At 70.8% G+C, this 13,295-nt stretch carries 8 protein-coding genes; all 8 read right to left on the bottom strand.

Features of this window, described 5'->3' with window-relative positions:
- Positions 1-3,350 (bottom strand): beta-ketoacyl synthase N-terminal-like domain-containing protein (locus ACIBSV_RS44670; protein ID WP_395873247.1); only part of this gene is annotated, 3,350 nt, incomplete at its 3' end.
- A 572-nt stretch (positions 3,351-3,922) separates the two neighbouring features.
- A complete protein-coding gene (locus ACIBSV_RS44675) occupies positions 3,923-4,657 on the bottom strand; it encodes a thioesterase II family protein (protein ID WP_395873248.1) in 735 nt (244 codons plus the stop codon).
- Positions 4,654-5,901 carry a cytochrome P450 gene (locus ACIBSV_RS44680; protein ID WP_395873249.1) on the bottom strand — a complete coding sequence of 416 codons (1,248 nt, stop codon included), beginning with the start codon at positions 5,899-5,901 and terminating at the stop codon, positions 4,654-4,656. The genes ACIBSV_RS44675 and ACIBSV_RS44680 overlap by 4 nt, the downstream gene beginning before the upstream one ends.
- Positions 5,898-6,119: a phosphopantetheine-binding protein gene (locus ACIBSV_RS44685; protein WP_395873250.1), complete on the bottom strand. Its 222-nt coding sequence runs from the start codon at positions 6,117-6,119 to the stop codon at positions 5,898-5,900. The genes ACIBSV_RS44680 and ACIBSV_RS44685 overlap by 4 nt, the downstream gene beginning before the upstream one ends.
- Positions 6,120-6,749: 630 nt before the next feature.
- The gene (locus ACIBSV_RS44690) at positions 6,750-7,535 is read right to left on the bottom strand and encodes a thioesterase II family protein (protein ID WP_395873251.1); all 786 of its coding nucleotides are present in this window, start codon (positions 7,533-7,535) and stop codon (positions 6,750-6,752) included.
- Positions 7,536-7,595: 60 nt separating this feature from the next.
- On the bottom strand, positions 7,596-8,627 hold the full coding sequence (locus tag ACIBSV_RS44695) for a threonine/serine dehydratase (RefSeq protein WP_395873252.1): 1,032 nt from the start codon (positions 8,625-8,627) through the stop codon (positions 7,596-7,598).
- Positions 8,627-9,406 carry a thioesterase II family protein gene (locus ACIBSV_RS44700; protein ID WP_395873253.1) on the bottom strand — a complete coding sequence of 260 codons (780 nt, stop codon included), beginning with the start codon at positions 9,404-9,406 and terminating at the stop codon, positions 8,627-8,629. The genes ACIBSV_RS44695 and ACIBSV_RS44700 overlap by 1 nt, the downstream gene beginning before the upstream one ends.
- Before the next feature lie 79 nt (positions 9,407-9,485).
- The gene (locus ACIBSV_RS44705; RefSeq protein WP_395873254.1) at positions 9,486-13,292 is read right to left on the bottom strand and encodes an amino acid adenylation domain-containing protein; all 3,807 of its coding nucleotides are present in this window, start codon (positions 13,290-13,292) and stop codon (positions 9,486-9,488) included.
- Between the last annotated feature and the right edge of the window lie 3 nt (positions 13,293-13,295).

Below are 13,295 nucleotides of genomic sequence, written 5' to 3' on the forward strand. Positions count from 1 at the left end.
CGCCCCTGACCGTAGGTCGCCAACAACGCCTGCGCCTCGATCGGATCACCCAACCGCGTACCCGTACCATGCGCCTCGACCACATCGACCTCGTCCGCCACCAGAGCGGCATTCGCCAGGGCCCGCCGAATGACGCGCTGCTGCGCGGGCCCGCTGGGGGCGGTCAGACCGTTGCTGGCACCGTCCTGGTTGATCGCCGAGCCGCGCACGAGGGCGAGTACCTCGTGGCCGTTGCGACGGGCATCGCTCAACCGCTCCAGGAGCAGTACGCCCACGCCTTCGGCCCAGCCCGTGCCGTCCGCGCCCTCGGCGAACGCCTTGCAACGGCCGTCCTGTGAGAGCCCGCGTTGGCGGCTGAACTCCACGAACATGCCGGGGCTGGACATCACCGTGACGCCGCCCGCCACGGCCAGCTCGCAATCGCCCACGCGCAGTGCCTGCGCGGCCAGGTGCAGGGCGACCAGGGACGAGGAGCAGGCGGTGTCCACGGTGACGGCGGGGCCGCGCAGACCGAACGTGTAGGGGACACGGCCGGAGAGCACCGAGATGAAGTTGCCGGTCAGCAGATATCCGCCGGCCTTCTCGTCCGCCTCGTGCAGTCGCGGCCCGTAGTCCTGGGCGAGCGCGCCGAGGTAGACCCCCGTGCTGCTCTCGCGCAGCGCGGCCGGATCGATCCCGGCCCGCTCCAGGGATTCCCACACGGTCTCGAGAATCAGGCGCTGCTGCGGGTCCATGGCGAGGGCCTCGCGCGGACTGATACCGAAGAACTCGGCGTCGAACCCATCCGCGTCGTGCAGGAATCCGCCCTGGCGGGTGTACGAGCGGCCCGCGCGGGACGGGTCGTCGTCGAAGAGGGTGTCCAGGGGCCATCCCCGGTTGACGGGGAAGCCGGAGACGGCGTCCTTCTCGTCCAGGACGAGCCGCCACAGGTCTTCCGGTGAGGCCACGTCACCGGGGAAGCGGCAGGCCATGGAAACGATGGCGATCGGCTCGTCCGGCGCGGCAGCGGTGATCACCGGTTCGGCGGGCGCCGCCTCGGCGGCGGTGCCGGTCAGTTGCGCCGCGAGGTGGCGGGCGAGTTCCGCCGGCGTCGGGTGGTCGAAGAGCAGGGTTACCGGGAGCCGCAAGCCGGTGGCCTCGACGAGGCGGTTGCGCAGTTCCACCGCGCGGGCGGAGTCGAGGCCCAGGTCCCGGAACGACTCCGCGCCGTCGACGCCGCCGTTGGGGTCGAGCCCGACGACCAGGGCGGTCTCGGCACGCACCAACTCCAGGAGACCGTCCGTGACCTCATCCGAGACGCGCGCGCCCGCCGTGGCCGCGGCCTGCTCGTCCGCGACCCCGCCTCGCGACGGGGCCGGGCGCGCGGGCAGTTCGGTGAGCGCGGAGTCCGGGCCGAACGCCGGCCGCCAGTCCACGGTGACGCCGCCGGTGTGCAGCCGCGCGAGCGAGGCGAGGAAGCGGCGTGCTCCGGGTTGGTTGCGGCGCAGCGACTCCACCAGGATTGCGTCGGACCCCAGGTCGTCCAGGGTCTGCTGGAGCGCCATGGTGATGACCGGGTGCGGGCTGACCTCGATGAAGACCTGGTGGTCCGCGTCGAGTGCGCGCACGGAGCGCTCGAAGCGCACGGTGTTGCGCAGGTTGGCGTACCAGTAGGCGGCGTTCAGCGCGGTGGTGTCGAGGAAGTCGCCGGTCACGGTCGAGTGGAACGGCACGGTGGCGGTGTGGGGCTCGATCGGCGCCAGTCCGGTGAGCATCTCCTCGCGCAGTGCCTCGATGTGCGGGGAGTGGGCCGCGAGGTCCACCGGGATCCGCTTGGCCGCGATGCCCTCGGCGGGGAGTTCTTCGAGCAGCCGGTCGATGACGTCGCGGTCGCCGGACAGGATCACCGCCTGCGGTCCGTTGACCGCGGCGACGGCGAGTCGGTCGCCCCACTCGACGAGTTTCGGCTCCAGCGAGGCGAGCGACGCCGCCACGGAGATCATCGCGCCCCGGCCCGCGAGTCGTGCCTGGGCCTTGCTCCACAGTGAGACGACCCGCGCCCCGTCCTCCAGGGACAGGCCGCCTGCGACGACGGCGGCGGCGATCTCGCCGTTGCTGTGTCCGAGCACGGCCGCGGGCCGCACCCCGAAGGACTTCCACAGCTCGGCGAGGGCCACCATCACCGCGAACAGGGCGGGTTGCACGACGTCGTCACGGTCGAGGGACGCGGCGCCGGGTGTTCCGCGCAGCACGTCCTCCAGCGACCAGTCGATGTGCGGGGCGAGTGCCCGGGCGCCGGCCCGGATGCAATCGCGGAACACGTCGGAGTCGTCGAGGAGTCCGGCAGCCATGCCGATCCACTGGGAGCCCTGACCGGGGAAGACGAAGACGACCCGGTTTCGCGCCTCGGCGTTGCCGCTGATCCGGGTGGCGCTGCGCTCGCCGTGGGCGAGCGCGGTCAGTTCGTCGGTGAGTTGCCGGCCGTCGTCGGCCCAGGCGACGGTCCGGTGGCGCACGGCGGAGGGTTCGGAGTCGGCGTGCGCGGCCGCGAGGGACAGGGCGAGGTCGCGTGGCGCGGACCGGTTCTCCTCCCGGTGCGCGAGCAGGTGACGTGCCCGCTCCCGTACGTCGTCCTGGGTCGCTCCGGAGACGATCAGGGGCAGTGTGGCGGTGCGAAAGCCCGGGCGTCCGGTGGCGAAGTCCCCTTCCGCGGCGGCCTCGACGAGGATTCGGCAGCCCGCGCCGCTCGTGCTCGACGAGGACCGGCCGTGCCGGACCGACAGCACGGCCTCCAGCAGCGCCGCCATGCCGGATGCCGGGCCCGACTCGCGTGGCGCCCCGTCCGGTCCGTCCGTCGCGTCGGTGTCGTCGGCGTGCAGTACCGCGTGTACGTGATCGCGGTCGGCTCGGGCCCGGGTGAGCGTCTTGAGCACCAGCACGACGCCGGCGGTGCTTTCGGGGCCGTCGACCCCGCCCGCGAGCGCCACGTCGGTCCGGCCCTCGCGCAGGCTCCGCGCGGCCAGGAGTACGGCCCGCGGCGCGGACGCGGCGCCGGTGGTAACGGTCGGCGCGAGTCCGCGCGGGCCGACGGTGCGGCCGGTGTCCGGCACCGCGAGGAACAGTTCGTCCCCGCCGCCGCGGAGGTCTTCCGGCGCGATGCCGGCGGTCGCCAGTGCCTTGCGGACCAGGGTGCGGAGCCGTCTGCCGGCGCCGGCGGTGGAGCCGGGCTTCGGGGCCGGCACCCGCCCCTGGGTGAGCAGCTTCCAGTAGGACTCGGGGTCACGGGCACCGGGGAGGCTGCAGGACATCCCGACCACGGCCACGGGGTCCCCGGCAAGTCCTGCCGCGCTGCGGGTGTCGTCAACAGACATGCCATTCCTCACTGGTGGTCAAGTGGTGTCCGGGGAGGGCCCGCGGCGGGCGGTTCGCGGCCGGCGGGGCGGACGGGTGTGTTCCGTCCGTGCGGCGCGGACCGGGTTCCGCACCGCGGCCCGCGTCGGCTCCGGGTGCTCCCCGTCGGCATCGACGACCGCGGCCCCCGGGATGTCCCGGTGTCCGCCCCGGTGGACCCATCGGGTTCGGTGGGCCCACCGAGGGGCGGGGCCGCGCGGTGTGCCGCGCGGCCGGACGACTCCGGTCGTTGCGCCGCGGGCGGCGGACGAGCCGGTTGCGGGGCGGCTGCTGGGTGCAGCGGCCGCCCCGGGTTCGAGGGCGACGACGGCGGGGACTCCCGCACCGTCGTCGCCGGAGCGGGCCAACCCGTCGCGGGCGTCGAGGAACGAATCCGAGGTCGCGGTTGCCGACAGGGACCGGAATTCATCCGGGTCGTGCGCGCCGGGGGCATCGCACGACATCGCGATGTCGGTGCTGTCGGTGGCCGTGGCACACATGCGAACCCCCTTCCGGTTCCCTCGACGTACGGCTCTCACGGGTTGCGCTGTGGTCACCGCCGGGAGGCCAACAGCTTCAGCAATGCGTCCGGCGCGTGCATGAAGTCGTGGTGGCCGCCGTCGACGACCCGGATGTCGACCGAGTCCGAGTACGCCCGCCATCCCTCGAGTTGGTCGAGGCTGACGTCGGGGTCGTCCCGCCAGTGCAGTACGACGATGGGACAGTGCAGCACGACCGGCTCCACCCGCCGGTACTCGCGCGCCGCGGCGAGGTCGCGCAACAGCACGGCCATGCCCAGGTCGACCATGTCCGGCCGCGGCTCGATCCCCCGGCCGCGCACGACCGACTCCAACTCGGCGCGCAATCGGGTCTCGCTCATGGTGAGCATCCGGTCGTTCGAGGCGTCGTGCGGTGCCGGCTGGCCCGACACGAACAGGCACTCCGGCCCCGGCAGGCAGCGTTCGGCGAGCCGGATCACGGTCTCGAACGCGGGCAGCGCGCCCGCGCAGTGCCCGAAGAACGCAAACGGCCGGTCGAGCCGCGGCACCAGGGATTCGGTCAGGTCGGCGGCGAGGTTCTCGTAGGTGTCGTAGTGGGGTTCGGCCAACCGATTCTCCCGGCCGGGGAACTGCACCGGGCAGACCTCGACGTCGTCGATGGCGGCCGGCCAGGCGCTGAAGGCCGAGGCTCCGGACCCGGAGTAGGGGAAGCAGAAGATCCGGGCGCGGTGGTCGCCGGTCTGCGGTCGGACGAACCACGGCGACGGGGCGGCGGAACCGGAGGTCATGGCGTCGTTCGTTTCTGGGCGACGATGGGGAGGTGGGTCATCCCGGCGATGAAGTACGAGCGCAAGTGCTGCGGTTCACCGCCGAGTTCGATCGATCCGAACCGTCGGAACAGTTCCTCGAAGAAGATCCGCAGGGTCATCCGGGCCAGCGGTCCACCGATGCAGTAGTGCGGGCCGAAGCCGAACGCGACCTGACGGCTCGCGTTCCGCGTCACGTCGAAGGTGTGTGGGTCGGTGAACCGGGTCTCGTCCCGGTTGGCCGACCCGATCCACGCGACGGTTGCCCCACCGGCCGGGATCGTGCCCTCGCCGATCCGGGTGTCGCGCACCGCGTACCGCATGAAATTACAGGCGGCCGAGGTCCAGCGCAGCCCTTCCTCGACCAGGTTCGGTACCAGCGACGGGTCGGCCCGGACCTTGTCGAACTGTTCGGGCCGCTCGATCAGCGCGAGCACCGTGCCCGAGACGGTGTGCGGCGTCGTCACGTTGGCGCCCAGGAGGATGCTGTAGCCGTCGAGGGCGATCTCTTCGTCGGTCAGCGGCGCGCCCCCCGCCCGCACGCTCATGAGGTGGTCGAGCAGGCTCCCGTCCTCACCCCCGGTGGATCGCCGCCGTTTGACCCGGTCCGTGACGTAGGTGACCAGTTCGTGGTGGGAGATGGCCAGGGTCGCGGCTTCGCTGCCGTGCTTGAAGTGCGGATCCGAGGGCGCCGTCACCATCGCGGTGAGCTGCACGAGCTCGTCCCAGTCCCGCTCCGGGATGCCGAGGAGCGGCCCCGTGACGATCGCCGGGAGGCGCAGCGCCTGTTCGGCCAGGTCCCAGGTGTCGCCGTCGAGCGCGGGTTCGAGGAAACGCGCGACCGACTGCCGGATCCGGTCCTCCCAGGGCGCCACCGCGCGCGCGGTGAGCTTGGCACCGATCGCCCTGCGGACCTGGGTGTGTCGGGGCGGGTCGGTGGAGGTCAGCAGTTTGCCTGCCGCGACGTCGTCCACCCCGAGGTGGGTGACCACCGTGCCGCGCTCCGAGGTGAACTCCCGGTGGTCGCCGAGCACGCGGCAGACATCGTCGTAGCGGGTCACCGACCAGAACTCGCGCCCGTCCGGCAGGACTTGGTGGTGCAGGGGGGCCTTGGCCCGCATCACGTCCCAGATCGGGTGCGGATCGCCCGAGGTGTACAGGTCCAGGTCGAACAGGTCGACCCGGTCGAGGTCGACGTCGCGTGCTGCACCCGGCGTCAGCCTCACGTCCCTCCCCTCCCCCGCTCGATCAGCGCGGCGACCCGGGAAGGGGTCTGCGCCAGGTAGAACTCGCGCACGGACAGTGCGACGCCGTAGTCCTCGGACACCCGGTCGATGATCTTGATCCCGATGAGCGAATTGCCGCCGATCGCGAAGAAGTCGTCATCCGCCGCGACTTCGCGACCGTCGAGATATTCGCTCCACAACGCGGAGATCTCCCGCACGAGTGACTCCGGTGCGCTCGAAGGCGCGGCTTGCCCGTCCGATGCCTCGTCCTGCCCACCTCGCCGATGGACCTGCGGCGACGATTCCATTGCCAGCCTTTCCTTTCTCCGCCGAACCGGAGTGCCCACCCATGCCATTACCGGCACCATCCATCGGACCGTCACCGCCTTCGCGGCCGCCGGGGGTCCCTTTTCCCTGTCGGCCCGGCGAGACGAATTCTCTTGAACAGCCGGGCGAATGTCTTGCGAATGTCTTCCGCGCACGCCGTGCCGGTGGTGTTCGGCGGTCGGATCACGCCGCGGTTTCATCGGTGCGAGTTTTCGACCGCGCACCGGGGTCATCGTGCGGCCAACGTATTTGGCCGGGAAAGCCAGGGCAAGAGACGTCGGTACGGACCCTGCTCCGGACACCTCTTGTCCCGCCGACGGGACATGCCACGTGGCACCGATCCCCGACCCGCCGTGAAGTCGGCACGAATCACCCGGGTATCGAATCCGACACCGGCGCCTCGATCCGTCCTCCGGCCGGAGCGGTGCCGTAATCCGTCCGGAAATTCACGATGTCGCGCCGATGGCGGGAATCGGGGTGTCACGCATACAGTCGGAGCGGATGGCGCAGGAAGAAGGCGCCTAGCGGGCCGTCTCCCGGGCCGTGGCGGAGAGGCCCCGGACGGTGCCGGAGATGAGGTCGGTGACCTCCCGGCTGTGCTCGTCGAGGTAGAAGTGGCCGCCCTGGAAGACGTGCAGGGCGAACTCGCCGGTGGTGTGCTCCCGCCAGGCTTCGGCCTCGGCGATCGTGGTGTGCGGGTCGTCGGTGCCGACCGACATCGTGATGGGACAGTCGAGCCGGACATCGACGACCCGGGGGTGGGTCTCGATGGCCGCGTAGTCGCCGCGGACGGCGTACAGGATCGAGGCCATCATGTGTTTGTTCTCCAACCAGACGGGGTCGGTGCCCCCGACGGAGCGCAGTTCCTCGAGGATGCCGGCGTCGTCACGACGGTGGACCGTTCCGCCGCGCAGTCGCGAGGGGGCGGGGTAGCCGGAGGCGAACAGCCAGGCGGGCGGAGCACCGGTGTCCTCCTGGAGGCGGCGGGCCACCTCGAAGGCAAGGGTCGAGCCCATGCTGTGGCCGAAGAAGACGGTGGGCCGACCGTCCTCGCAGCGGCGCAGCGCCGCGTAGGTGAGGTCGGCGAGTTCGGCCACGCTGTCCACGCAGCCCTCGGCACGCCGGTCCTGCCGTCCGGGGTATTGGATGGCGAGCACGTCCAGTTCCGGCGAGAGGGCTTTCGAGAGTGTGTAGTAGTAGCTCGCCGAACCCCCGGCGTGCGGAAAGCAGACGACTCGGAACTCGCTGTCGTCGCGGGGATGGAAGCGTTGGATCCACTCCCCTGTGAATTTCGCCGATCCCGTCATGCCCAACCCTTCCGTGAGTCTGCCGATTTCGCTGTGCGGCCCCGCCTGTCGGCGGCGGCTTCAGGAGGCCCGGTCGGCCGAACGGGCGGCCTGCTCGTCCAGCAGGGACGCCACCAGGCGTGGCTCGACGTTGCCGCCCGAGACCAGTACTCCGATGTCTCGGGCGCGCCCGTCGGCGGCGAGACGCAGGGCCCCGGCCACGGCCGTGGCGGCGGCGGGCTCGATCAGCAGTCGGGCACGCAGAAGCACCAGGCGCATCGCCTCGGCGATGGCGCTCTCCTCGATCGTGAAGACCCCGGCGACCGTGTCGTGGACCAGGTCGTAGGGCAGTCGGCCGATCCGGTCGGGGCGCAGTCCGTCGGCGATCGTGGGCTTCGCGTCCACGGTGACCGGTCCCCCGGCGCGCAACGCCTCGGTCAGGGCCGGTACGGCGCCGGGCTCGGCACCGTAGACGTCGATGCCTCGGCCGGCGGTGGCCAGGCAGGCGCCGGCCACCGCGCTGCCGCCTCCGACGGGCACCACCACCGCGTCCAGGCGGCCGTCGGCCGCGGCCACCTGGTGGATCAGTTCCGCGGTGGCGGTTCCCTGGCCGACCACCACGTCCGGGTTCTGGTAGGGGTCGATCTCGTCGTAGCCGCGGGTGTGCCCGAGTTCCTCGACCACCGCGATCCGCTCGGCCAGGGTGGTGCCGGCCAGGAGCACCTCGGCGCCGGTCTCACGAATGCGCCGCACCTTGGTCGGCGCGGCGTCGGTGGGCAGTACCAGCACGGCCGGCAGTCGGCATCGGGCGGCGGCCAGGGCCACGGCTATGGCGTGGTTGCCGGTGGACTGCGCGACCACGCCGACGCTGCCGGCTCCCGTCAAGCGATCCATGGCCAGGAGCGCGCCGCGTATCTTGAAGGAGCCTCCACGCTGGAGGTTCTCCGCCTTCAGCCAGAGCCGGGCCCCGGTCGGCCGCTCCAGTTCCTCGCTGCGGACGACGGGCGTCCGCGTCACGCGGCCGGCGATTCGCCGCCGAGCGTCCTGCACGCCTTCGAAGCTCAGCAGCGGTGGCTGGTCGGTGACGGCCACGGCGTCCCGGCCGATCGGCATCACGCGTCTCCGTTTCGCCGCGACGTCGAGGTGTCCTTCGCGGATCCGACGGAAACGACCCGGTGATCGCGGGCGGATTCCGCCGCTATCACCTCCAGCACCTCGCGGCCGAGATCGACCAGGTACATGTGGTCGCCCGGGAACTCCACATAGCTGAACGCGCCCGTGGTGGCGTCCCGCCACTGGCGGGCCTCTTCGGCGGTGACCAGGCCGTCGGAGTCGCCTCGCAGCGAGCAGATCGGCACCGACACGGGCTCGTCGACGCTCGGGACGTAGTTCTCGTGCATCTCGCAGTCGGCCTGCAGCACCGGCAGGATCAGTTCACGCATCTCCGGGTGGTCGAGGGCCTCGTGCCTGAACCCCGCGAACTCCTCCACCCGGGCCAGGAATTCCTCGTCGGGGAGCCCGGTCGCCCGCCGCTCCCGCTGTGTCCACGGGCCCGGCGAACCGCTGACGACCAGCCGCTCGACGTGCACGTCGCGCTTGCTCAGCAGATGCACCAGCTCGTACGCGAGCACCGCGCCCAGGCTGTGCCCGAACAGCACCACCCGCGCCCCTTCGCCGAGGTCCGCGACGATGCCCTCGATCTCGTTCTCGGCCGCCTCGACGACGTTCCGGTACGGCGTCTCCAGGATCCGTCGCTCCCTGCCGGGCAGTTCGACCGAGAGCACGCGCCACCGGTCCGCGGCCGGCGCCCGCCACGGGTGGAAGAACGACGGTCCCGCTCCCGCGAACGGCACGCACAGCAGCGCGGTCCGGTCCCCGTTGTCCGCGGACATGCCGGGTTCTTTCACCCCGACCAACCCCAATCATGCATTCGATGGTTCGGCGAATCGGTTCCGGGAAATCGTTGTCCGGTCATTCCGCCAGCTTGCGGACGATGACCTCCATGGCTTCGGCCACGGGTGCGGGCATATTCATTTCGTGGTGCGAGGCGTGCACGTCGTGCACCTCGATGGAACCGAGGACGTACGGCCGCCACAGGTGCGCGTACGAACCTTCCTGATCCGTCGCGCTGAAGAACAGCACATCGCCGCGGTAGACCGGCGATTGGAAATCCATCATCAGGTTCGTGTTGTTGGCCAGCACCTTCGACATGGTGTCCAGGGCGGATTGCAGATTGTCGGTGCCGATGTATTGGCCGAAGTATTCCTCGAGTTCCGCCCGGTAGTCGGAGAGGGTTTTGCCGGCGTGGATCTCGGTGAACCCGTGCCCTCCCGGTTGGGAGTCCAGGATGGCCGTGAGAGCGACTCGGTGCCCACGCCGGTCGAGCCCCTCCGCGACGGCTTGCACGAGTGTGCCGCCGTAGGACCAGCCGACGAGGTGGAAGGGCCCTTCGGGCTGGATCTTCAGCATCTCGGCGATGTAGTCGTCGACCATCTCCTCCACGGACCCCACCGGCGTGTCCACGCCGTCGGAACCGCGGGACTGCAGGGCGTAGGCCGCCCGGTCCCGCACGTACGGCACGAAACCGAAGAACGCCCAGCCCAGCCCGCCGCCCCCGTGGAAGAACCACAGCGGCGGCTTGCCCGTGCCGGGATCGTTGTTCAACGGCAGCACCACCGCGAACGGGTCGGGGTTGTCCACGGGTATGCCGCCGATCACCACCAGCGAGGCCAACTCGGCCACCGTGGGGTACTTGAGGATCGTCCTGAGCGGCATGTCGACGTCGAATCGACTGCGGATGCGGTCGCTGAGCCGGGTGGCCAGGAGCGAGTGCCCGCCGAGCGCGAAGAAGTCGTCGTCGATCCCGACCTTCTCGATGCCGAGCAACTCGGCGAAGAGGGAGCACAGTTCCTCTTCGTGGGCGTTGCGCGGCTCGCGACCGACCTCGGTGTTCGCATCCTCGGCCGGCAATGCCTCGCGGTCGAGTTTCCCGTTCGGGGTCAGCGGGATCTCCGAGAGCGGAATCACCGTGGCGGGCACCATGTACTCCGGGAGGCGCCCCCGCAAGTACTCGGGCAGCTCGGCGAGCAGCGCCTGCACGCCGTCGTCGGCCTCGGCCGGCTCGGGCATCACATAACCCACGATGCGCTTGTCGCCGTCCTGGTTCTCCCGCACCACGGCCGCCGCCTGGGCCACGCCCGGATGTCCGGTCAGCACATGTTCGATCTCGCCCAGCTCGATCCGGAAGCCCCGGATCTTCACCTGGAAATCGGTGCGCTCGATGTAGTCCAGCAGACCGTTGCCGTCCCAGCGCACCACGTCCCCGGTCCGGTACATCCTCGCGCCGGCCGGGCCGAACGGGCACGCCACGAACCGCTCCGAGGTCAGCTCGGGCCGACCCTGGTACCCGCGGGCCATTCCGGCACCGGCGATGTACAGCTCACCCCGCACCCCGGGCGGCACCGGATGCAGCCGCGAATCGAGCACGTACACCTGGGTGTTCCCGACCGGCAGTCCGATCGGCACACCGTCCCCCACCTTCAGGCGCGCCTCGGTGCACCACGTCACCGTCTCGGTCGGGCCGTACATGTTGAACACCTCGGCGGCCTGGGCCGCCAGGGTCTCGGCCAGGCGCAGCGGCACGGCTTCCGCGCCGATGATGATCCGCAGGCCCTTCGCGGCGGTCGGCTCGTGCATCAACAACATCTGCCAGAACGCGGGCGTGGCCTGCACCGCGGTGACCTCGTGCCGGCGCAGCATCGCCAGCACGGCCGACGGATCGGTGACGGTGTCCTTCCCCGCCATCACCATGGTCGCGCCCGCGATGAACGGGAGGTACAACTCGGTGTTCGCCATGTCGAACGCCACCGTCGTGCTGAACAACATCCGGTCCGCGGCCGACAACGGGAACCGCCGCTGGGTCGTGGCCAGGTAGTTCGCCACCGCGCCGCGCGGGATCGCCACCCCCTTCGGTTTGCCCGTCGACCCCGACGTGTAGATCACGTACTGGGCGTTCTCCGGGCGCACGACCACCTCCGGTGGCGCGTCCGGATACCCCGAACAATCCGCGCCGGCCAACGCGTCGGCGTCGAGCACCAGCAGCGGGTCCGCGTGCTCGAGGATGAAGTCGATCCGGGAACGCGGGTGATCCGGATCGATCGGCACGTAGGCGCCACCGGACTTGAGCACCGCCAGCAGCGCCACCACCAGATTCACCGTCCGGGGCAGGAGGACGGCGACCCGCGACTCCGCCCGCACACCGCGCTCGACCAGCCAGTGCGCCAGCCTGTCGGATCGCGCGTCCATCTCCCGGTAGCTGAGCGACTCCTCTTCGCCGATGATCGCGAGTGCCTCCGGGGTCGCCTCCACCTGCCTGCGCACCGCCGCGATCAGGCCGTGCTCCAGGGTCGGTTCGGCAGTGTCGTTGACCTCCGTCACCAGCCGCTGCCGCTCGCCCGCACTCAGTACGTCGACATCCCCGACGCACATGCCCGGATCGGCGACCGCCTGCTCCAGGACACGCACGAACCGGGCGGCGATGGCCTCGACCGTCTCCCGCTCGAACAGGTCGGTCGCGTACAGGATGTTGCCCCGCAGCGCCCCCGATTCGTCCGCGATCACGTTGAAGAACAGGTCGACCTTGGAGGTCGACGGGAGGGCCTGCTCGGCCTCCAGGGTGAGCCCGGCCAGTTCCAGGTCGGGCCGCTCGTAGTTCTGTAGGCCGAGCATCACCTGGAACAGCGGCTGGTAGGCCGCGGAGCGTTCGGGGTTGATCGCCTCGACCACCATGTCGAACGGCACGTCCTGGTGCTCGTAGGCGGTCAGCGCCTTGTCCCGCACCTGCGCGAGCAGGTCGATGAACGACGGGTCGCCGGAGAGGTCCACCCGCAGTACCTGGGTGTTGACGAAGAACCCGATCAGATCGGCCAGCGCTTCGTCGGTCCGTCCGGCGATCGAGCTGCCGATCGTCACGTCGTCCCCGCCGCCGAGCTTGCGCAGCAGCACCGCCAACGCGGCGTGCAGGACCATCGACATGCTCGTCCCGCGCTCGTCGGCCAGCTTCTGCAGCCCCTTCGCCACCTCCGGCTCCACCACGAGGTCGACCATGGCGCCGCGCCCACTCGTCTCCGCGGGTCGCGGGCGGTCCAGCGGCAGGTTCAACGGCTGTGGCACTCCGGCCAGTTCCCTGCGCCAGTACTCGACCTGTGTCGCGGCGAGACTGTTCGGGTCCGTGACGTCGCCGAGTACCTCCCGCTGCCACATCGTGTAGTCCTTGTACTGCACGGGCAACGGCTCCCAGCGCGGCGCCTCGCCGTCGCGGCGGGCTGTGTAGGCCGTGGCCAGGTCCCGGGCCAGCGGCGCGCCCGAGCTGCCGTCCGAGGCGATGTGGTGAAGCACCAGGACCAGCACGTGTTCCTCCGGCGCGCAGCGGAACAGGCGTACCTGAAGCGGAAGTTCGGCGGTCAGGTCGAAGCGGTACGCGATCGCCTCCTCGATCGCGCCGGCCATGTCCTCCGCCGCCACCTCGACCACCGACACCTGCGGCGAGGCCGCGGCGGTCGGGAGGATCCGTTGCCCGAGCTCACCGTCGTCGTCCGTCACGTAGATGGTGCGCAGGATCTCGTGCCGCTCGACCACGTCGCGGATCGCCGCGGCGAGGGCGGCATGGTCCAGGGGTCCGGTCAGCCGGAAGGCCGCCGGCATGTTCCAGTTCTCCGACCCGCCCTCCATCTGGTGCAGAATCCACATGCGGCGCTGGGCGAATGACAGCGGAATCATGGC

The sequence above is a fragment of the Embleya sp. NPDC050154 genome, assembly GCF_044460165.1.
In the GTDB taxonomy this organism is placed as follows: Bacteria; Actinomycetota; Actinomycetes; order Streptomycetales; family Streptomycetaceae; genus Embleya.